This is a genomic window from Pseudomonas sp. SWRI99, from assembly GCF_014270125.1.
Taxonomy (GTDB): Bacteria; Pseudomonadota; Gammaproteobacteria; order Pseudomonadales; family Pseudomonadaceae; genus Aquipseudomonas; species Aquipseudomonas hamedanensis.
In genome coordinates, this window is record NZ_JABWQR010000035.1 from 13,409 (window position 1) to 34,091 (window position 20,683).

General features: G+C 59.5%; 24 protein-coding genes. 1 reads left to right on the forward strand and 23 read right to left on the reverse strand.

Annotated features, from left to right (window positions below; all coding sequences use genetic code 11):
- Nucleotides 1-135: 135 nt before the first annotated feature.
- The 20 genes from HU743_RS23550 to HU743_RS23645 all read right to left on the reverse strand — a co-directional run bounded on the left by HU743_RS23550 (nt 136) and on the right by HU743_RS23645 (nt 16,841).
- On the reverse strand, nt 136-954 hold the full coding sequence (locus tag HU743_RS23550) for an SDR family oxidoreductase (protein ID WP_186651513.1): 819 nt from the start codon (nt 952-954) through the stop codon (nt 136-138).
- Nucleotides 955-1,224: 270 nt separating this feature from the next.
- Nucleotides 1,225-2,100 carry an SMP-30/gluconolactonase/LRE family protein gene (locus HU743_RS23555; protein WP_186651515.1) on the reverse strand — a complete coding sequence of 292 codons (876 nt, stop codon included), beginning with the start codon at nt 2,098-2,100 and terminating at the stop codon, nt 1,225-1,227.
- 133 nt (nt 2,101-2,233) lie between these two features.
- Nucleotides 2,234-2,950 carry a FadR/GntR family transcriptional regulator gene (locus HU743_RS23560; RefSeq protein WP_186651517.1) on the reverse strand — a complete coding sequence of 239 codons (717 nt, stop codon included), beginning with the start codon at nt 2,948-2,950 and terminating at the stop codon, nt 2,234-2,236.
- A gap of 194 nt (nt 2,951-3,144) precedes the next feature.
- Nucleotides 3,145-3,705, reverse strand: coding sequence for a DUF1285 domain-containing protein (locus HU743_RS23565; protein WP_186651519.1), 561 nt, complete (start codon nt 3,703-3,705; stop codon nt 3,145-3,147).
- 15 nt (nt 3,706-3,720) lie between these two features.
- Nucleotides 3,721-4,326 carry a DUF4823 domain-containing protein gene (locus HU743_RS23570; protein ID WP_186651521.1) on the reverse strand — a complete coding sequence of 202 codons (606 nt, stop codon included), beginning with the start codon at nt 4,324-4,326 and terminating at the stop codon, nt 3,721-3,723.
- 242 nt (nt 4,327-4,568) lie between these two features.
- Nucleotides 4,569-5,537 (reverse strand): radical SAM protein, encoded by a 969-nt coding sequence (locus HU743_RS23575; RefSeq protein ID WP_186651523.1) that lies wholly within the window; start codon nt 5,535-5,537, stop codon nt 4,569-4,571.
- A 137-nt stretch (nt 5,538-5,674) separates the two neighbouring features.
- A complete protein-coding gene (locus tag HU743_RS23580) occupies nt 5,675-6,313 on the reverse strand; it encodes a TetR/AcrR family transcriptional regulator (RefSeq protein ID WP_186651525.1) in 639 nt (212 codons plus the stop codon).
- A 350-nt stretch (nt 6,314-6,663) separates the two neighbouring features.
- Nucleotides 6,664-7,455: a TatD family hydrolase gene (locus tag HU743_RS23585; protein WP_186651527.1), complete on the reverse strand. Its 792-nt coding sequence runs from the start codon at nt 7,453-7,455 to the stop codon at nt 6,664-6,666.
- Nucleotides 7,456-7,469: 14 nt separating this feature from the next.
- Nucleotides 7,470-7,826 carry a PilZ domain-containing protein gene (locus HU743_RS23590; RefSeq protein WP_186546975.1) on the reverse strand — a complete coding sequence of 119 codons (357 nt, stop codon included), beginning with the start codon at nt 7,824-7,826 and terminating at the stop codon, nt 7,470-7,472.
- 42 nt (nt 7,827-7,868) lie between these two features.
- On the reverse strand, nt 7,869-8,852 hold the full coding sequence (locus HU743_RS23595; protein ID WP_186651529.1) for a DNA polymerase III subunit delta': 984 nt from the start codon (nt 8,850-8,852) through the stop codon (nt 7,869-7,871).
- Nucleotides 8,845-9,477, reverse strand: a complete 633-nt coding sequence (tmk, locus tag HU743_RS23600) for a dTMP kinase (RefSeq protein ID WP_186546973.1) — start codon at nt 9,475-9,477, stop codon at nt 8,845-8,847. The genes HU743_RS23595 and tmk overlap by 8 nt, the downstream gene beginning before the upstream one ends.
- A gap of 19 nt (nt 9,478-9,496) precedes the next feature.
- A complete protein-coding gene (mltG, locus tag HU743_RS23605) occupies nt 9,497-10,678 on the reverse strand; it encodes an endolytic transglycosylase MltG (protein WP_186546972.1) in 1,182 nt (393 codons plus the stop codon).
- Nucleotides 10,679-10,681: 3 nt separating this feature from the next.
- On the reverse strand, nt 10,682-11,497 hold the full coding sequence (gene pabC / locus HU743_RS23610; RefSeq protein WP_186651531.1) for an aminodeoxychorismate lyase: 816 nt from the start codon (nt 11,495-11,497) through the stop codon (nt 10,682-10,684).
- Nucleotides 11,497-12,741 carry a beta-ketoacyl-ACP synthase II gene (gene fabF / locus HU743_RS23615; RefSeq protein WP_186620762.1) on the reverse strand — a complete coding sequence of 415 codons (1,245 nt, stop codon included), beginning with the start codon at nt 12,739-12,741 and terminating at the stop codon, nt 11,497-11,499. The genes pabC and fabF overlap by 1 nt, the downstream gene beginning before the upstream one ends.
- Nucleotides 12,742-12,849: 108 nt before the next feature.
- Entirely contained in the window at nt 12,850-13,086 is a 237-nt protein-coding gene (acpP, locus tag HU743_RS23620) for an acyl carrier protein (protein WP_186546969.1), read from the reverse strand.
- Nucleotides 13,087-13,281: 195 nt separating this feature from the next.
- Nucleotides 13,282-14,025, reverse strand: coding sequence for a 3-oxoacyl-ACP reductase FabG (fabG, locus tag HU743_RS23625; protein WP_034155354.1), 744 nt, complete (start codon nt 14,023-14,025; stop codon nt 13,282-13,284).
- A gap of 16 nt (nt 14,026-14,041) precedes the next feature.
- Nucleotides 14,042-14,980 carry an ACP S-malonyltransferase gene (fabD, locus tag HU743_RS23630; protein WP_186651533.1) on the reverse strand — a complete coding sequence of 313 codons (939 nt, stop codon included), beginning with the start codon at nt 14,978-14,980 and terminating at the stop codon, nt 14,042-14,044.
- 122 nt (nt 14,981-15,102) lie between these two features.
- Nucleotides 15,103-16,113 (reverse strand): phosphate acyltransferase PlsX, encoded by a 1,011-nt coding sequence (plsX, locus tag HU743_RS23635; RefSeq protein WP_186620773.1) that lies wholly within the window; start codon nt 16,111-16,113, stop codon nt 15,103-15,105.
- Between the two features lie 4 nt (nt 16,114-16,117).
- Nucleotides 16,118-16,300: a 50S ribosomal protein L32 gene (gene rpmF / locus HU743_RS23640; RefSeq protein ID WP_003179396.1), complete on the reverse strand. Its 183-nt coding sequence runs from the start codon at nt 16,298-16,300 to the stop codon at nt 16,118-16,120.
- A gap of 13 nt (nt 16,301-16,313) precedes the next feature.
- Nucleotides 16,314-16,841, reverse strand: coding sequence for a YceD family protein (locus HU743_RS23645; RefSeq protein WP_003204262.1), 528 nt, complete (start codon nt 16,839-16,841; stop codon nt 16,314-16,316).
- Between the two features lie 105 nt (nt 16,842-16,946).
- On the opposite strand from HU743_RS23645, the gene HU743_RS23650 reads away from it, so the two are divergent.
- On the forward strand, nt 16,947-17,525 hold the full coding sequence (locus HU743_RS23650) for a nucleoside triphosphate pyrophosphatase (RefSeq protein ID WP_186651535.1): 579 nt from the start codon (nt 16,947-16,949) through the stop codon (nt 17,523-17,525).
- A gap of 120 nt (nt 17,526-17,645) precedes the next feature.
- Here HU743_RS23650 and sppA read toward each other — a convergent pair whose 3' ends face one another.
- Genes sppA through rluC form a run of 3 tightly spaced genes read right to left on the reverse strand, consistent with a single transcriptional unit; the run spans nt 17,646 to nt 20,268 of the window.
- Complete coding sequence (gene sppA / locus HU743_RS23655; RefSeq protein ID WP_186620776.1) at nt 17,646-18,635, reverse strand: signal peptide peptidase SppA; 990 nt, start codon at nt 18,633-18,635, stop codon at nt 17,646-17,648.
- A gap of 24 nt (nt 18,636-18,659) precedes the next feature.
- Nucleotides 18,660-19,322 carry an HAD-IA family hydrolase gene (locus HU743_RS23660; protein WP_016770993.1) on the reverse strand — a complete coding sequence of 221 codons (663 nt, stop codon included), beginning with the start codon at nt 19,320-19,322 and terminating at the stop codon, nt 18,660-18,662.
- Complete coding sequence (rluC, locus tag HU743_RS23665) at nt 19,309-20,268, reverse strand: 23S rRNA pseudouridine(955/2504/2580) synthase RluC (RefSeq protein ID WP_126365426.1); 960 nt, start codon at nt 20,266-20,268, stop codon at nt 19,309-19,311. The genes HU743_RS23660 and rluC overlap by 14 nt, the downstream gene beginning before the upstream one ends.
- Nucleotides 20,269-20,683 lie beyond the last annotated feature (415 nt).

The window sequence follows — 20,683 nt, forward strand, 5'->3', positions numbered from 1 at the left end:
CCAGCCGAGCGGGAGCGAGCTCCCTCGCCACAGGTGTGGTGGCGTGACACATACTGCTGCAAAGCTGGGTAAAAATAGTCATATCGTATGATGATTGGATTTCAAGCGTAGTCCAGCGCTCGGAATCCGCTTTATTCAGTCGTGGTACATCACCGAGCGTCCACCATCGATGGTGATGCACGAGGCGTTGATAAACGGTGCTTCGTCGCTGGCCAGGAACACCGCGGTCATCGCCACCTCAATCGGCTGACCGATGCGCTTGGGCGGATGCAGGTCGAAAGCACGCTGACGCTCGCCCTGTGGGTCGGCAAAACCGTTCCAGTAATCGACGTTCAATTGCGTTTCGATGTAGCCAGGCGCAATCGCATTGACGCGAATACCCTTCGGCGCGTATTCGATGCCGAGGGCGCGGGTCAGACCGAGCAGACCGTGCTTGGCCACCGGGTACGGAAAGCAACCGGGAATGATGTGGCTGGAATGGGTCGAGGCGATATTGATGATGCTGCCGACGCCCTGCTCGATCATCTGCGGCAGCACGGCTTTACAGCCATACCAGGCGCCATCCAGATCGATTGCGAAGCAACGGCGCCAGTCTTCTTCGGTCATTTGCAGCGGATCGCGGAAGACATTGACTCCGGCGCAGTTGACCAGCACGTCGATGCGGCCATGCAACTCCACCGCGCGTCTGGCCAGGGCGTGCAGATCCTGCTGGCTCGACACGTCAGCCTTGAGCGCCTGCACGTCATGGCCCTGCTCGCGCCAATGGACGGCAACCTGCTCGACCTTGTCGGCCTGGATATCGCTGATAAGCAATTTGGCCTGCTGTGAGGCGAAGGCGGCAACAATCGCTTCGCCGATGCCCTGAGCGGCGCCGGTCAGCAGCACGACCTTGTTTTTCAGGCGCTCACCTTTCGGCGGTGGCGGCACGGCTGGCAATGTCAGCGCTTCAGCCATGGCTCAGGCCTCCTGCGCGCAAGCGCAAAAAAACCGGGCATCGATCGATGTCCGGTCTTGACGGCATGGGGAATCAAACAGACAGGCGTCGCTCACGGCATTGAGCCGTTGCGAGACGCGGACTCCGCTGGGGAGTGCGATCAAGATTCGCTGCATCACTTCACCTGTTTTGTTCTTTTTAAGTGTGAGTGCGTGTTACTGCTGGAGCCGACTATAAACCCGACCCGCAAATAATCTCAATATATAATTTTGCATCCCATATTCTGGGATCTAACCAGCAAAACGCGTACAGAGTTTTCCTGCAACATCGACGCGCATTGTCAGCACGGCGCCATCCAGGGGGTGCTCGAGCGGACTTTTGGCGCTGGTGATGTACAGGGTTTTCAGGTCTTCGCCACCGAATACACAACTGGTCGGGCGACTGACGGGCAGATCGATTTTACGGTCCACTTGCCCTTCAGGCGTCAGGCGCAACAGGCAACTGCCGTCCCAGCGGGCATTCCATACGTAGCCTTCGGCGTCCATCGCCGAACCGTCGGGGCCGCCCTGTGCGTCCGGGCCGTACCAGACCTGCGGGACGTCAAGGTGACCGTCGGGGTGAATGAAATAGCGGTGGAGCGTACTGTCGAGACTTTCACCAAACAGCAGCGTGGTGCCGTCATCGCTCCAGAGCAACGTATTGGGAATGCCCAGCCCGAGCAACAGCGGCGTCACACGCTGGTCCGGATCGATGCGGAACAGCCCACCAGAACGGCGCACAATCGGCAGATCCTCGCCCTGCTCGCCGATGTTGTTTTGCATGGTGCCCAGCCACAGTCGGCCCAAGGCATCGCAACGGGCCTCATTGGGACGGTTGCCCGGTTGCGGATCGGCGACACAGAACAGGCTCAGGCGTGGTTCAAGGCCTGGAGAGTCAAGGTCGAGGCGATAGACACCGCTGCTCAGAGTGACCAGTGCATCGCCGCTGGCGCAGGGGATGAATGCCGAGATGTGCTCGGGCATCTGCCAGATCTGCACGTTCTGGCCGATCAGGCGCAGCGCTTGTTTGCCGGCGATATCGACCCAGTACAGCGCCTGGGTCGGCGCATCCCAGAACGGGCCTTCGCCGAGTTGCGCGCGGTGTTGGGTCAGGGCGGTGCAGGTCATGTCTGATCCTTCATGTTTCTTGTTGTTTTCTTTGTAGGAGTGAGCCGCTCGCGAAAGCGGTGGTTCAGTACCAACGGTGTCGCCTGACACGCCGCCATCGCGAGCAGGCTCACTCCTACAAGGGCTGTGTGTGTCAGCTGGCTTTTTTGTCGGCCATGACTTTCGGGTAAAACCGTTTGATCGCCAGATCGGCGTTGTCGATCAACGTCATGCACGCCCACACGCCACGGGTCGAATCCCGCGCAGCGATGGCGTCGGCCATGTCTTTGTGGATCGGCAAGGTGCGGCGCAGTTCATCGGGGTCGGCGGCGGACACTTCGAATGACACCGCCAGCAGCGCGCCCAGGGCCGGCACCATTTGCTCGATGAATTGGTTATGGCTGGCGGCCAGAATGCATTCATGAAAGACCCGGTCGGCGCGGTTGTAATCGCTGCCACTGTCGACGGCCCGTTCAAGGGCGTTATAGGCCAATTGCACCGCTTCGATCTGCTCCGGCGTGGCACGTTCGCAAGCCCAGCGCACTGCCATCGGTTCGATGGTGCGGCGTAAATCCAGCAGGTCATCGACGAAATTTTCCGGCAAGCCGTTGCGCGACAGCCAGCCGACGACTTGCGGATCAAACAGGTTCCAGCGCCGCACCGGCAACACCCGCGTGCCGACTTTCGGCCCGACTTCGAGCAGGCCTTTGGCGACGAGGGTTTTGATCGCTTCGCGAATGACCGTGCGGCTGACGCCCAGCTGTTCGCCCAGATCTGCCTCGACTTTGATGGTCTGGCCCGGTTTGACCTGGCCGGCGGCAATCCAGCTGCCAAGCCAGTCGACCGTCGACGCATGAAAGCTGCTGGACATGGACACCTCAAGGCAGATCGCGATGGGGGTCTACGCTAATCATCATATGAATAACAGTCAATCAGGATTTTCAGCTGAAACACAAAACAAATGTAGGAGTGAGCCTGCTCGCGATAGCGGTGTACCAGTCAAAGCAAATGTCGACTGTCATACCGCTATCGCGAGCAGGCTCACTCCTACAAGGGAATTTTATGTCAGGGTTCCAGACCGATGCGAAAGAACTCGCCGCCGCTCCACACGCCAAGCCAGCGCTGGCCCTCGATCTCACGGCTCACCGCCAGTTCCACCAACTGGTAAAACACATTACGGTGAATCAGTGCTTCGAGGTTGGTGCGCACATGCACATAAGGCGCGGGTTCCTGGGTCTGCGGATCGATCTCGACCCGGATCGGATGCTCAGGCCCCGCTTCGGTGGTTTCATCGACGTTGGTGGTAAAACGCAAAACCTGCGCTTCGCCCTCGCCCTCCACCTCCACGGCAATCGCCACGAAGGGCGCGTCATCGACCTTGATCCCGACTTTCTCGACTGGCGTGATCAAAAAGTAATCATCACCGTCGCGACGGATGATCGTGGAGAACAACTTGACCATCGGCTTGCGTCCGATCGGCGTGCCCAGGTAAAACCAGGTGCCGTCGCGCGCAATGCGCATGTCAATGTCGCCACAGAAATCCGGGTTCCACAAATGCACCGGCGGTAAGCCTTTGGTTTTCGGGATCTGTCCCAACAGGTCATTGGCTTTTTGCGGGCCACTCATGGCTTACTCCTGTGTTTACGGGTTGCCGATCCCCAGCAGACTGCGCGCATATTGCGTCAGCGGCGGGCCGATCAGGTCCTCGGGTTTGTTGTCGTGGAACGTCAGTAAACCGCCACGACTCTTGATCCGTGCAGTATCAATCAAATACTGGGTGCTGGTCTCGATCAACATGATCTGAATCACTCCGCCGTCGATGCCGAGACGATCCACGGCCTCCTCATCCAGCCACTCGTCGGAGTTGCCGATGCGGTCGTCAGCCCTGGCGAAACGCGTGTACAGCAGATAATGCGCGCCGGCATCGCGGGCTTCGCCCATGGCCTGGTCGAGGCCTTCCGGCGCACCGGCGCGGCGGACCATCGGGAAGTATTCGATAAAGCCCTTGAAGGCTTCTTCTGCGACCACGTTTGGCCGAGGATAAGAACCACCCGGCGGGGCAAAAGCACCCTGAGCGATGTAAATGAACGAGTCCGGCTGAATGCGGAAATTGTTCACGCGCCGGCTGTCGCTGTGGTCCAGCAACCCTGCATCGCTCATCTGGCCGCGAGTGCCTTCGGCCATATCGCTGACAGTCATACAGCCGCCAAGCGCCAAAACGGCCAGCAGCAAAACCAGGCTACGCATCCTATTCCTCCAAAGGCCGGTGACGGAAAACCGGCGAATGGCCGTTGAATGCAGCTTTTGCGCCAGCTCGCAGGAATGTGCAGGTATCGAATCTGAAATGCTTTATTTGTGGCGAGGGAGCTTGCTCCCGCTCGGCGGCGCAGCCGACGTAAAACCGCGCGCTGCGGTGTGCGGACAGGTCTGTTGGGGGATTGATTTGGGGGTCGCTTCGCAACCCAGCGGGAGCAAGCTCCCTCGCCACATCAGCCGCCGATAATCTTCATGACAGTAGCGCCGCCAGAGAACGCCACTTCCTGTTTGTCTCCCAACGCTTTCACCAGCAAACGCTGCAACGCCGGCAATGCCTCATGGCGCGGCTTGTCGAGCAGGTCCCCGACATAGTGGCGGTTGCTCGACGACAGGCAACCGTGCAGCCAGCCGGTGGAAGACAGGCGCAACCGCGAGCAGGTTCTGCAGAACGGCACGCTTTCGTTGGCGATCACGCCGAAGTTGCCGCGTCCCGCAATCGCATACCGCACCGCCGTGGCATCGACTGGCGCGTCAGTTTGCGCATACTCGTAGCGCTCGCCGATCAGCGTCAGCAATTGCTGCAGGCTGACGAACTGTTGCAGGAATGCGTTGGCATCTTTGGCCAAGTGGCCCATGCGCATCAGCTCGATGAAACGCAATTCGAACCCGCGCTCCAGGCAGTAATCAAGCAACGGCAGCACCTGATCAAGGTTCTGCCCACGCAGCGGCACCATGTTGACTTTGATTTTCATGCCTGCCGCCGCAGCCTGCTCCATGCCGTCGAGCACGCTCTCCAGGTCGCCGCCACGGGCGATGCTGCGGAAGGCGGCGGGATCGAGAGTATCGAGGGACACGTTGATCCGGCGCAGACCGGCGTCCACCAGCAGCGGGAGCTTTTTCGTGAGGAGTTGACCGTTGGTGGTCAGGCTGATGTCGTCCAGGCCCATCTGGCCGATGGCGCTCATGAACGATTCGAGCTTGGGGCTGACCAGTGGCTCGCCGCCAGTGATGCGCAGGCGTTCGATGCCGGCGGCTTCGATCAAGTACGCCACGCCACGCGCCATGGCGTCGGCCGACAACTCGTCCTGCGCCGCGACCAGCCGCTTGCCGTTGGGCACGCAGTAGGTGCAGGCGTAATTGCAGGCAGAGGTCAGGCTGATCCGCAAATTGCGAAAACGCCTGCCTTGACGGTCAACGATCATGAGCACTCCGGCAATAGAATTTCGAGCCGCTAAAACTTGACTCACAAATCAAGTTTTAGCAAGCCCTATGCCTGAGTATATTCCTGCGGTATTGCGCCCAATAGCGAAATAACGGCGCAATCGAGCAGCTGAATGACTCAACTGCTCGGCGTTTCCGGATCACGCTTGCGCTTGTTGCCCATGCGCACGCCGATGTCCATCAGGAACTGGAAGAAACCTTCCTGATCTTCCAGCACATTGCTCCAGAACGGCGAGTGATACAGCGCAACTGCGCCGTGCACCAGCGCCCAGGCGGCGCAGTAATGGAAATACGGCGGCACGTCTTCCAGCTTGCCTTCGCTGATGCGGCCCTTGATCAGCAGGGTCAGGCGTTCGAAGTTCGAGGCGCGGATCTTGTGCAGCTCCTCGACCATCTCCGGCACCTGATTGCCCTTGACCACCTTCTCTTCGAGTCGGTCGAACAGACGGTAGCGCTGCGGGTCGCGCATGCGGAATTCGAAGTAGGCGCGCGACAGCGCCTCCTTGTCCTTGTCGACGTCGGCCGAATGCAGCAGCGCATTCAAATCGCGCTCGTAGTCGAGCATCAGGCGCAGATAGATCTCCGCCTTGGATTTGAAGTGTTTGTAGATCGTGCCTTTGCCGATACCCACGGCATCAGCAATCATCTCGACGGTGACGCTGTCTTCACCTTGTTCGAGGAACAGCTTGAGCGCGGTATCGAGAATTTCTTGCTCGCGGCGACGAAACTCACGGACCTTACGAGGTTCTTTGTGCATAAGAAAAGGTCTGAAGGGTCAAAATCGAAGCCGCGTATTATGCCTAACTTGCGCAAAAATGCACGGATCATCCGACCATATCTGTGTTTGCTGTTCATTTTGAGAACGTTTCGGAGGGAGTGAGAACTCAACTGAAGCGAACGTATTCCAAATTTGTTTAAAAACCCCGACCGGCTCACTGGACTGCACGCCAGACTGATCAATACTTGAACTGTCGGGCGGCATCTCCCCCAAGTGCCGCGCCGATAAAGGTACCAACGGACCGCGTGCCTTTGTTTTACTCCTAATGGTCTTAACCCGGATTCACCCCCCAGAACCCGGGTTTTTTTTGCCTGCGATTCAGCCAGCCGTCACGCGGCAGATTTAACACTGGCGAGCGGGAACAGGCGCTTGAAGTTTTCCGTGGTCTGCTCGGCAAAACGCTCGTAATTCTCACCGCGCAGCATCGCCAGGAACTCAGCCACTTCGCGCACGTACTGCGGCAGGTTGGGCTTGCCGCGATACGGAATCGGCGCCAGATACGGCGAATCGGTTTCAACCAGCAGGCGATCGGCCGGGACCTTGCTCGCCACATCGCGCAGCGCGTCGGCGTTTCGGAAGGTGACAATGCCTGACAAGGAAATGTAATAGCCCATGTCCAGCGCAGCCTTGGCCATGTCCCAGTCTTCGGTGAAGCAATGCAGCACGCCGGCTTGAGGCAGCGCCGCTTCGCGCAGCAGTTCAAGGGTGTCGGCACGGGCGCCGCGGGTGTGGATGATCACCGGTTTGCCGGTCTGTTGCGCCGCTTGCAGGTGCAGGCGGAACGACGCCTGTTGCAACTCGGCGGCCTCCGGCTCGTAGTGATAGTCCAGACCGGTTTCACCGATCGCCACCACTTTCGGGTGACCGAGTTCGTGCAGCAGCCAATCCAGCGCCGGAGCCGCGCCGGGCTGCACATCCAGCGGATGAACGCCGACGGAACAATCGACGTCGTCGTAACGCTCGGCGAGGGCTTTGACGTCGGCGGCGTTGTCGGCGCTTACACCGATACACAGAAAGTGCCCCACCCCGCGCGCGCGGGCGGCATCCAGTGCGGCTTCCAGCGAGCCGTCATGGGCGGTGAGGTCGAGGCGATCAAGGTGACAATGGGAATCTACGAGCATAAAAGGGCTGCAACTTACATCGTATGAGTGGGACGGTCGGACTTCATCGCTCCGGCCAGATGGGTTTCGATGCGACTGCGCGCGGTGTTGTCGCCATCGTTGAACTGTACGCCGACACCCGCCGCGCGATTGCCTTGTGCACCTTTGGGGGTGATCCAGGTGACTTTTCCGGCGACTGGAATTTTCTCCGCTTCATCCATCAGATGCAGCAGCATGAACACCTCGTCGCCCAACTTGTAGCTTTTGTTGGTCGGGATGAACAGACCGCCATTCTTGATAAATGGCATATAAGCAGCGTAAAGCACGGCCTTGTCCTTGATGGTCAGGGACAAGATGCCGTTGCGCGGCCCGGGGCTGACGGATTCAATCATGTTGACCTCCACTGCTGACATTCAGAGTCTAGGTACACATTTCTATCTTTGACCAGGCAATCCCGCCCATTGCACCAACAATGCTTCGAGCAGCAGCGCCGGATTGAGATTGGCCTTGCTCAGGACTTTCTGGCGCTGGGCGAGAATCCAGTCCTGAATATCGAGCACTTTGCCCTGCGCACTTTTCTGCGCCAGATACTGTACGACCTTGCGCATATCGTTCAGGCCGAGGCCGGCTTCATCCTGTGTCAGTTGATAGCGCAGGATCAGGCTCGACCAGTCGCAGAACCAATCGAACAGGCGCAGCATCGGAATGTTTTTCCATTCTTCGGCCAGTTGCGTCGGCGATTGCTGCTGCTTGAGCAGCTTCTTGACACCCTCGACCACTTGCGCGCGCTGTTCACGCACGCCCTGAGACTGAAGGGTGACCGCCATCAGGGGCGAGCCGGCCGCGAGTGTCAGCAATTCGACGCGTTCTTCTTCGGAGCAATCAGGAAGCGCCTGAGCCAACCATTGCAGGCTCATCGCTTCGCCCGGTAGCGGACAGGCCTGCTGTACGCAACGGCTCTTGATGGTCGGCAGCAGACGACTGGTCTGATGGCTGACCAGCAGCAGAACGGTATCGCCGGAAGGTTCTTCAAGACTTTTGAGCAAAGCGTTGGCGGCGTTGATATTCATCGACTCCACCGGCTCGATCAGCACCACCTTGCGCCCGCCCAGTTGTGCGGTCTGCACCACGAAACTGACCAGATCACGGACCTGATCAACCTTGATCGCCTTGTCGGCTTCTTCCGGTTCGAGAATGTAGTTGTCCGGGTGACTGCCGGCCCTGAGCAACAGGCAGGATTTGCACTCACCGCACGCCTCGGGCGTCGGGCGCTGACACAGCAGGCTGGCCATCAACCGCTCGGCGAGCGCGCGCTTGCCGATCCCGGCCGGACCGTGCAGCAAATAGGCGTGGGCATGCTGACTGCGTCCGGCCAGTTGCTGCCAGAGGCTGGCCTGCCATGGGTAGGCCTCAGCCACGGGCCAGCTCCAGCAAGTTCGGCAGCAAGGTATCCAGCGATTGTTGCACCTTGGTCAACGGCTGACCGGCATCAATGCGCACATAGCGCGCAGGATCGGCTTCGGCACGCTTGAGAAACGCATTACGCACGCTCTCGAAAAACGCCCGGCCTTCCAGTTCGAAACGATCCAGCCGCCCCCGCGCACTGGCACGGGCCAGGCCGATTTCCACTGGCAGATCGAAAATCAGCGTCAGATCGGGACGCAAGTCGCCCTGTACGAAGGTTTCCAGCGTGGCAATGCGCTCCAGCGACAAACCGCGACCGCCACCCTGATAAGCGTAAGTCGAGTCGGTAAAGCGATCACACAGAACCACGGCGCCACGGGCCAGCGCCGGGCGAATCACTTCTGCCAGATGCTGCGCACGTGCGGCGAAGACCAACAACAGCTCAGCGTCCGGGTTCATCACTTCATCGGCCGGTGCCAGCAGCACCTCGCGAATCCGCTCGGCCAGCGGCGTGCCGCCGGGCTCGCGGGTCAGCACCACTTCGACACCCGCGGCGCGCAGGCGCTCGGCGAGGTATTCGCGATTGGTGCTCTTGCCGGCGCCTTCCGGGCCTTCCAGGGTAATAAACAAGCCAGTCACAGGCAGTCCTTAATCAAAGTCATTGCGCGTTTTGCGGGGCATCGGCTTCAGGTTCCGCGACCGGCGCAGGTGACTGCGGCGGCACTGGCGGCAGCGCTTCGGGCGCGGTGTTCGGCGAGGCCGCAGGAATCGCCTCATCGACTGCCGGAGCCGTTTGCGGCGTTGTCGCTGGCGCGGGGCTTGAACGGTAGTCGGCGCGGCGCTTCAGCTGGTATTCACGCACCGCGTTGTTATGCGCGTCGAGGTCGTCGGAAAACACATGGCTGCCATCGCCACGGGCGACGAAATACAGACTGGTGCCCGCCACCGGATTAAGCGCGGCGTGAATCGCTTCACGCCCGACCATTGCAATCGGTGTCGGCGGCAAACCGGGAATCACGTAAGTGTTGTATGGCGTCGGCTCTTTCAGGTGCGCGCGGGTCAGTTTGCCGGTGTAGCGATCGCCCAGACCGTAGATGACGGTCGGATCGGTCTGCAACTGCATGCCCAAGGCCATGCGCCGCACAAACACGCCAGCAATCTGACCGCGCTCCTGAGGCACACCGGTTTCCTTTTCGACCAGCGAGGCCATGATCAGCGCTTGATAGGGTTCGGTATAAGGCACATCGGCCGAACGTTGCTCCCATTCCCTGGCGAGCACTTCGTCGAGGCGATCGAAGGCTTTTTTCAGCAACTCGGCATCCGACATACCGCGCACGAAACGATAGGTGTCAGGAAAGAACCGGCCCTCAGGAAACAAGCCCTTGTGGCCGATCTTTGCCATCACTTCACTGTCGCTCAGACCGTTCAAAGTCTGAGTGAGTTTCTCATCCTTGGCCAAAGCGGCGCGTACTTGCTGAAAGTTCCAGCCTTCGACCAGGGTCAGGCTGTATTGCACCACATCGCCACGCTTCCACGAGTCGATCAGACCGTTGACGGTCATGCCCGGCTGCATGCGGTATTCGCCACTGTGAATCGGCGTGCCGGCAAGATTGAAGCGCCAGTACACCCGGAGCCAGAACGCGTCCCGGATGACGCCATCGGTTTCGAGCCCCAGAAAAGTCCGGGTCGGTGTAGAGCCTTTCGGCACATCCAGCAGTTCTTCCTGCGTGATGTTCAGGGGCTGTTCCAGTGCGGAATGAATCTTCCAGGCGCTGGCGCCCAACAGCAGCCCCGCCAGAACCAGTCCGGTTTCCAGCAGCAGCAATAGTTTACGTCTCACGAATCAAGCATCCAGTAGCGCGCGGGCAATGGTTTGCAGTTTACGGGTGAGCGGCCCAACCGGCCAGCTCAGTGCAGCGTAGGCGCGTACCGGCCAGACGCCATACACGCTGTTGCAGACAAACACTTCATCGGCCCATTGCAGCTGTTCCAGGCTGATATCGGCGATTTGGCTGGGGATTGCCAACGACTCGGCCTGAAACAATATTTCGCTGCGCATCACCCCGGCGACCCCGCAACGCTTCAAATCAGGCGTGATCAAGACACCGTCGCGCACCAGGAACAGATTGCTGAACACGCCTTCGATGACTCGCCCCGCCTGATCGAGCATCAAGCCTTCGGCATGCTCGTCATCCTGCCATTCGGCACGGGCGAGAACCTGCTCCAGTCGATTCAGGTGTTTGAGCCCGGCGAGCAAAGGCTGCCTGGACAGGCGCGTATTGCATGGGAACAGACGAATGCCGGCTTCGCCATGAACAGCGGGATACGCCGCAGGAGGGTTGCCTTGCAGAATACGCCGGCCCGGTGCCGCCGGATCGGGCGCATAGCCGCGCAAGCCGTCACCCCGCGTGAGGATAAGCTTGAGCACACCCGTGCCCATCGCTGCCGCATAGCTGAGCAACTCGGCGCGGATCAGCTCGATGTCCGCAGCGATAGCCAGACGCGTGCAGCCATCGGCTAAACGCGCCAGGTGCCGATCCAGCAGGATCGGTTGGCCACCGTGCACGGCGATGGTCTCGAACAGACCGTCGCCGTAGGCCAGGCCGCGATCTTTCAGCGACAGACTGTCAGCCGGTTGACCGTCGACCCAGCAGTCCATCAGCCTGCAAACCGACGGAAGGCCAAGGTGCCGTTGGTGCCGCCGAACCCGAAGGAGTTGGACAACACGACATCGATGTCCATGTTGCGCGCGGTGTGCGGCACAAAATCGAGATCGCAGCCTTCGCCCGGCTCATCAAGGTTGATGGTCGGCGGCGCGACCTGACCGTTGATTGCCAGCACACTGAAGATCGCCTCGACCGCGCCCGCCGCACCCAGAAGGTGACCGGTCATGGACTTGGTGGAGCTGACCGCCAGTTTGTAGGCGTGATCACCGAACACGGACTTGATTGCGTTGGCTTCGGCGAGGTCGCCAGCCGGGGTCGAAGTACCGTGAGCGTTGATGTATTGCACCTGATCGGCGTTGATCTTCGCATCGCGCAGCGCATTGGTGATGCAGCGTGCAGCCCCGGCGCCGTCGCAGGGCGGCGAGGTCATATGGTACGCATCGCCGCTGGTACCGAAGCCGATCAGCTCGGCGTAGATGGTCGCACCGCGCGCCTTGGCGTGCTCCAGCTCTTCGAGCACCAGCGCTCCGGCACCGTCGGACAAGACAAAACCGTCACGGTCCTTGTCCCAGGGACGGCTGGCGCGGGTCGGCTCGCCATTGCGGGTCGACAGCGCACGGGACGCGCCAAAGCCGCCCATGCCCAGACCGCATGCGGCCATTTCAGCACCGCCGGCGATCATTACATCGGCTTCGTCGTACATGATGTTGCGCGCCGCCATGCCAATGCAGTGCGTACCGGTGGTACAGGCCGTGGCGATGGCGTAGTTGGGTCCCTGCACTTTCAGATGGATAGACAGGCAACCGGAAATCATATTGATGATCGAACCAGGCACGAAGAATGGCGAAATCTTGCGTGGGCCCGACTCATGCAGTGCGTGGCTGGTCTCTTCGATATTGGTCAGACCGCCGATACCCGAACCCATGGCGACGCCGATGCGCTCACGGTTGGCGTCAGTGACTTGCAGCCCGGCGTTGTTCATTGCCTGAACGCCTGCAGCGAGGCCGTACTGAATGAACAGGTCAAGCCTGCGTGCTTCCTTGACCGGCAGATATTCCTCGACATTGAAGCCCTTTACCGAACCGCCGAAGCGGGTGGAGTAGGCAGAAAGGTCGGTGTGTTCGATCAGACCAATGCCACTGCGGCCAGCCAGAATGCCCTGCCAACTGCTCAGCACAGTGGTGCCCAGTGGCGACAACATACCCATACCGGTGACTACGACGCGTCTACGCGACACAGCACTCTCCTTTTTCAGATGACGATTTTGCATCAGGCCTAAAGAAAAAACCGCACGCCATGATGGCAGTGCGGTTTTTCCATGACAGCGAGCAACGATTACAAACTATTACGCCTGGTGGGCAGTAACGTAGTCGATTGCAGCTTGTACGGTAGTGATCTTTTCAGCTTCTTCGTCAGGGATTTCGGTCTCGAATTCCTCTTCCAGAGCCATCACCAGCTCAACGGTGTCAAGGGAGTCGGCACCCAGGTCTTCTACGAAGGAAGCAGTGTTGACCACTTCTTCTTCTTTAACACCCAGTTGCTCGGCAACGATTTTCTTGACGCGCGATTCGATGTCGCTCATACCTTTTATCACTCCTAATGGACAAATTCAGGCAGCTGGCCAGTGGGTAAGTGTATAGAAAGACTTTTCAGCTTTTCAACTGAAAGCTTCACTCCTCAAACCCTGCGACCCTCTGTCTATAAATAGATTGCAGCTTTATAACGGATTTTAGACAGCTCGTATGACATTTTTTTGAAGCAATCCGTCACATTTTACTTACATGTACATCCCACCGTTCACCGGAATTGTAGCCCCGGTGACATATGCCGCACCGTCGGATGCAAGAAAAGCGACCACGGACGCGATCTCTTGAGCTTGCCCCAGACGACCCAGCGGAATCTGCGTCTGCAAGGCTTCACGCTGTGCTTCAGGCAGCTCGCGGGTCATATCGGTGTCGATGAACCCTGGGGTTACCGAGTTGACCGTAATCGAACGCGAACCGACTTCACGCGCCATCGCACGGCTGAAACCTTCCAGACCGGCCTTGGCGGCTGCATAGTTTACTTGGCCTGCGTTGCCCATGGCACCCACCACTGAGCCAATACTGATAATTCGACCCCAACGCGCCTTGGTCATGCCACGCAAAACGCCCTTGGACAGGCGATACAGACTGTTCAGATTGGTATCGATCACGTCGTACCATTCGTCGTCTTTCATGCGCATCATCAGGTTATCGCGGGTGATGCCGGCATTATTGACCAGAATCGCCACTGGCGCACCGAACTGCTCCTGAATGCCTGCCAGCACGGCGCTGACCGATTCGTCGCTGGTGACGTTGAGTTCGAAACCCGCGCCCTGGATACCGTTCTCCTTCAGGGTGGCGGCAATGCGCTCGGCGCCCGACGCGGAGGTCGCGGTGCCGATAACGATGGCGCCCTGGCGACCCAGTTCCAGCGCGATGGCCTGGCCGATACCGCGGCTTGCACCGGTGACCAGTGCAACTTTACCTTGCAGACTCATGCAAGTTTCTCCTGATTCAGGCCTGCGCTGCGCGAGCGGCAGCGAAGGCGTCTGGGGTATTGAGGTTGGAAGTCGCAACGCCTTCGGCGCAACGTTTGTTCAGGCCGGCGAGGACCTTGCCCGGGCCGCACTCGACCAGAGTGGTCGCACCCTTGGCCGCCAGAGTCTGTACCGACTCAACCCAGCGCACTGGCTTATAAAGCTGTTCGAGCAGATCACGCTTGAGGGTGTCCAGATCGGCCGGCACTTGCGCGCTGACGTTCTGCACCACCGGGATTTGCGGCGCCTGCCAGTCGATGGCGGCAATGGATTCGGCGAAACGTTCGGCGGCCGGGCGCATCAGCTCGCAGTGCGACGGTACGCTGACTGGCAATGGCATGGCGCGCTTGGCACCGCGAGCCTTGCAGCCTTCGATGGCGCGCTCGACAGCAGCCTTGGCACCGGCAATCACGACCTGGCCTGGCGAGTTGAAGTTGACGGCGCTGACCACTTCGCCTTGCGCCGCTTCAGCGCAGGACGCGAGGACATCGGCATCTTCCAGACCGAGAATGGCGGCCATGCCACCCTGCCCGGCCGGAACCGCTTCCTGCATCAACTGGCCACGGCGCTCGACGAGTTTGACCGCATCAGCGAGCGTCAGGCTGCCAGCTGCGACCAGCGCGCTGTATTCGCCCAGGCTGTGACCGGCAACGAATGCCGGACGCGCGCCACCTTCAGCCAGCCACAGACGCCACAGGGCGATCGAGGCGGTCAGAATGGCCGGTTGGGTTTTGTCGGTTTGATTGAGCAGCTCTTCCGGGCCCTGCTGGGTCAGTGCCCACAGGTCGTAGCCCAGCGCAGCAGAGGCTTCTTGAAAGGTTTCGAGGATCAGCGGATGTTGCGCGCCCAGCTCGGCCAGCATGCCGAGGGACTGCGAACCCTGTCCTGGAAAGACGAATGCGAGGGAAGCAGACATGTAACAAGCCCCTAATGATCTTGTCGTCGAAAATGACGCCCCGCGTGGGACGCAAGAAACTGACAGTTTGGATGGCCCTTTGAACCGGGCGGTCACATTTAAGCATTGTCCGACGAAAACGCCTAAGACAACAAATCCTCCAGACGACCGTGGAGGCGCTCGGGCAAGTTCTCCTGAATCTCGATCAACGCCCGGGAAATCGCGCTCTGAAAGCCCTGAACGCCGGCCGAACCGTGACTTTTCACGACGATGCCCTGCAAGCCGAGAAAGCTTGCGCCATTATGTCGCGCCGGAGCCAGATCGGCCTGCAGGCGCTTCATCAGCGGCAAGGCCAGGGCGCCGACGGCACGGGAGGCGAGGTTGCGCTTGAACAGCGCTTCGATGCGCGCGGCGATCATCGTCGCCAGCCCCTCGCTGGACTTGAGCAGGATATTGCCGACAAAACCGTCGCACACCACGACATCCGCCTCGCCGCGATACAAACCATCGCCTTCGATGAAACCGATGTAGTTGATGCCACGAGCCGCCTGCAGCAGCGTTGCCGCCAGCTTGACCTGCTGATTGCCCTTGATGTCTTCGGTACCGATGTTCAGCAGCGCCACCCGCGGACGGGCGATGCCCAGCGTCTGCGCGGCCACCGAACCCATGACGGCGAACTGCAACAGGTGCTCGGCACTGCAATCGACGTTGGCGCCGAGATCGAGCAACTGGCAATAACCGGTCTGCGTCGGAATCGCGGCAACCATCGCCGGACGATCAATACCTGGCAGCGTCTTCAGGACAAACCGCGACAACGCCATCAACGCGCCAGTATTGCCAGCACTGACACAGGCCTGCACCTTGCCGTCACGCAACAGCTCGAGGGCGACCCGCATCGACGAGTCCGGCTTGCCGCGCAGAGCCTGGGCAGGCTTTTCATCCATGGTGATGACTTCGCTGGCCGCAACAATCGTCAGGCGCGCGCGATCGGCAGCCGAATGGCCGGTGATCAATTCTTCAAGAAGGGAGGGTTGACCGACAAGGGTCAGATGCAGCGAGGGCGTAGCAGACAGGCAAGCGAGACTGGCCTGAACAATGCTGCGGGGACCGAAGTCCCCGCCCATTGCGTCAATCGCGATGACTTGAGCAGACAAGTGATTACTCGTCAGCGCCCTTGTCGATCACTTTACGGCCACGGTATACGCCTTCTGGCGATACGTGGTGACGCAGGTGAACTTCACCGGTGGTTTTTTCTACAGACAGGGTGCTAGCCTCGAGAGCGTCGTGCGAACGGCGCATGTCACGGGCAGAGCGGGATTTTTTGTTCTGCTGAACAGCCATAATTGATTAACTCCTAAACGTTTGGGTCACGCTTTAACTGCGCCAATACACTGAACGGGTTGGACCGCGTTACCTCGTCCTCGCTCGGTTCGGGCTCATCTGCTCCCGCCGGCTGCTGGCATTCTTCCGGATGATGAGCAGGCACAATGGGCAAGGCGAGCAGAAGCTCCTCCTCGATCAGTGACTGCAGATCCAATGGATCTTCGCCCAGTTCCAGCACGTCATAACCTTTCGGCAACGACTGGGTATTCGCACCCTCCTTCACCACCGCGTAACTGCATTCGCTGTGGATCGGCAGGGTGACCAGCTCAAGACAACGCTGGCAAACCATTTTGACTTCGGTGTCGATAAAACTGTGGATGACCACAGATTTACGTTCATCTCGTTCAAAAACGAATTTGGCCTGCACCGTACCGACATCGTCGGAAAGCGGGTCGCAGAGTCTCTTCAAATCGGCCAGCAGCAGTTCACCTTGAAGGGTGGTGCCACGATCAGCCAATTTGCGCGGGTCAACGTGAGGTGGAATCGGGTCATTCAACATAGGCGCAGCATTATAGGGATGCACCCACCCATGTCAAAGGAAATTGTGCCCTGTCCGTCACTTGCGTGCCTCCGTTAGAATCCGCTCCTGCCTCAGGAGACACCCATGCTGCCTTTATTACTTGCTTCCAGCTCGACCTATCGCCGGGAATTGCTCGCCCGCCTGCACCTGCCGTTCGTCTGCAGCTCGCCGGATATCGACGAAAGTCACCGTCCAGGCGAAGCCGCGATCGAACTGGTCAAACGCCTCGCCGAGGAAAAAGCCAGGGCCTTGGCTGACAGCCACCCTGCTCATCTGATCATCGGCTCGGACCAGGTGGCCGTACTCGGCGACCGCATCATCGGCAAGCCTCATACGTTCGACAAAGCCCGCGAGCAACTCATGGCCGCCAGCGGCGCCAGCGTGACCTTCCTCACCGGCCTCGCCCTGCTCAACAGCCAGACCGGGCGCTGCCAGGTCGACTGCGTGCCGTTCACGGTCCATATGCGCACACTGGATGAAGCACGCATCGAGCGCTACTTGCGCCTCGAGCAGCCGTACGACTGCGCCGGCAGTTTCAAGGCCGAAGGCCTCGGCGTAAGCCTGTTTCAATCGACCGAAGGCCCGGACGCCACCAGCCTGATCGGCCTGCCGCTGATTCGCCTGATCGACATGTTGTTGGCCGAAGGCGTACAGATTCCTTAAAAGCAAAAGATCGCAGCCTTCCGGCAGCTCCTACAGAATCAGCGTCACCGCAAAAAAAGCGATTGAACATTAATCCTGTAGGAGCTGCCGCAGGCTGCGATCTTTTAATCTACCGGCGGATTAACGCAACGAAGGCCCGTGGAAGCCCATCCACATCGCCAACTGCTCAGCGACGCTGGCACCGAGCTTTTTCGAGAAGCGGTCGAACGGCGACTCTTCAACAGTGAAGTCCACCAATTCCTTCTCACCAATCACGTCACGCGCCACCGAACTGGCATTGCCCAAACCATCGATCAACCCCAACGGCAAGGCCTGCTCGCCGGACCAGACCAGCCCGGAGAACAGCTCCGGATGCTCTTTATCCTTCAGGCGATCGCCGCGCCCCTGCTTCACGCTATTGATGAACTGCTTGTGCGTGGTATCCAGCACGCTCTGCCAGAATGCAGTTTCCTCAGGCTTTTGCGGCTGGAACGGATCGAGGAATGCCTTGTGCTCGCCCGAGGTGTAGGTGCGGCGCTCGACGCCGAGTTTTTCCATGGTACCGACAAAACCATAACCGGCCGCCGTTACCCCAATCGAACCGACGAGACTGGCCTTGTCGGCGTAGATCTGGTCCGCCGCGCTGGCGATGTAATAGGCACCGGACGCACCGAGATCGGAAATCACCGCGTACAGCTTGATCTCCGGGTGCAGGCCCCGCAGGCGCTTGATCTCGTCATAGACATAACCGGACTGCACCGGACTGCCGCCCGGGCTGTTGATGCGCAGAATCACGCCCTTGACCTTCTTGTCCTCAAACGCCGCCCGCAGACTGCCGACAATGTTGTCGGCACTGGCCGGCTCCTTGTCGGCGATCATGCCGTTGATGTCGATCAATGCGGTGTAATTCGTGCCGCGCGCTGCACTCTTTTCCATGTCCATCAGCGGCGTGAACAGAATCAACGCAACAAACAGATAAACAAACGTCAGCAGCTTGAAGAAAATCCCCCAGCGCCGCGAGCGACGTTGTTCCTGCACACCGGCAAGCAGCGTCTTTTCCAGCAGCTTCCAGCTTTTTGCGTCACCGTCGTCGGCACTTGCCTTGGCCGGTGCTTTCCATTCGTCGGTCATGCCATCTACCCCAACAAAAATCTATTAAGCCCGCTGGCCCAGCCAGGCATGCAATTCAGAAAAACGATCGATCGACAGGCGCGGCTCGAACTGCTGCAGGGATTCGATCGATTGCGCGCCATAACTGACCGCCACCGAATCCATCCCCGCGTTACGCGCCATCAGCAGGTCGAAGGACGAATCTCCGACCATCAATGCCTGCTCCGGGCGCACGCCGCAGTGGCTGACGATCTGCTCAAGCATCAGAGGGTGTGGCTTGCTGGCAGTTTCATCGGCAGCACGGGTGATATCGAAATAATCTTCCCAGCCGTTGGCCTTTAGAACGCGGTCCAGCCCGCGACGATTCTTGCCGGTCGCGACCGCCAGGTGATAACCCTGTTCGCGAAACGACGCCATCGACTCGACGACGCCTTCAAATAACGGCGAAGGCACGGCTTCTGCCGCGATGTAGTGATCGGCGTAGTACTCGCGAAACGCGAGCATTTCAGCGTCGCTGATTTCGGGGTAAAGGGTGCGAATCGCTTCCGGCAGGCCGAGGCCGATGATGCCCTTGACGGCGAAGTCATCGCGCAGCTCGAAGCCGGAACGCCCGGATGCCGAATGCATGGCTTCGACGATCCGATGGATGGAATCAGCCAGCGTGCCGTCCCAATCGAAGATCAGCAGTTTGTAATCAGATGGGCGCACTCAATCGCTCCACGGTCTTGGCCCACATTTCATCGACCGGTGCTTGCAGGGTCAGCTTGCCGCCGTCGGGCAGCGGCACGGTCAGCATGTAGGCGTGCAGGAACAGGCGCTTGCCACCCAGATCACGGATTTCTTTGGTGAAATCGTCATCGCCGTATTTGCTGTCGCCGGCAATGCAATGCCCGGCATGCAGGGTGTGCACGCGAATCTGGTGAGTACGCCCGGTGACAGGCTTGGCCTCGACCATGGTCGCGAAGTCGCCGAAGCGGCGCAGCACCTTGAACACGGTCAGGGCTTCTTTGCCTTCTTCGTTGACTTCGACCATGCGCTCGCCGGAGCGCAGATTGCTCTTGAGCAATGGCGCACGGACTTGCTTGATCGAGGTGGCCCAGTTGCCTCGGACCAGTGCCATATAGCGCTTGTCGACGCCATCGCCGCGCAACTGCTCGTGCAGGTGACGCAACATGCTGCGTTTCTTGGCAATCATCAGCAGGCCGGAGGTGTCCCGGTCGAGACGGTGAACCAGCTCCAGCTCCTTGGCATCGGGACGCAACTGACGAAAGGCTTCGATCACGCCGAAATTCAAGCCGCTGCCACCGTGAACCGCAATGCCGGCGGGCTTATTGATCACGATCAGGGCTTTATCTTCGAAGACGATCGAGGCTTCCAGGCGCTGTAACAGCCCTTGGGCCAGCGGCACCGGCTCGTCGCGCTCAGGCACGCGAACCGGCGGTACGCGCACGATATCGCCGGCCTGCAGCTTGTATTCAGGCTTGATCCGACCTTTGTTCACGCGCACTTCGCCTTTGCGCAAAATGCGGTAAATCAAGGTCTTGGGCACGCCTTTGAGCCGGGCGAGGAGAAAGTTGTCGATTCGTTGGCCGGCATACTCCGGCGAGACTTCAAGCAGTTGAACGCCTGGAGTCGAAGGGGCAGTAGTTGTCATGCCGCGGATGATAACAATTTTTATGGAATTGAAGCACTTAATCATTGCTGCTATAGTCGCGAACGCCGCCAAAAGCGGCCTGGACAGCGGAACCACGGTCAAAGACCGGCCCTGACCAACGCAATTCACCAGGGCGCGAGGCCGTCCTACGGGGCTTTCGCTACGTAACGGTGGAGTCTGCAGTTGTAACGAGCGCAGGTGACATGAGGCCTGAATTACACCGCCGAGCAGAGTTTTCACTCGCCTGGCAGGCAAATATTCACGGCCAGTTCACAAAGTGCAGTCAGCTGCAAATGACCCCGAGCGAAGACTTCGGAAACATCGCCTGAATTAGCCATGATGCGTGACCTCCCCTTTCGGAGCTCACGGTAAATGCCAACCCGCTGCGGATTCTGCGCGCGGCAGCACCCGAATT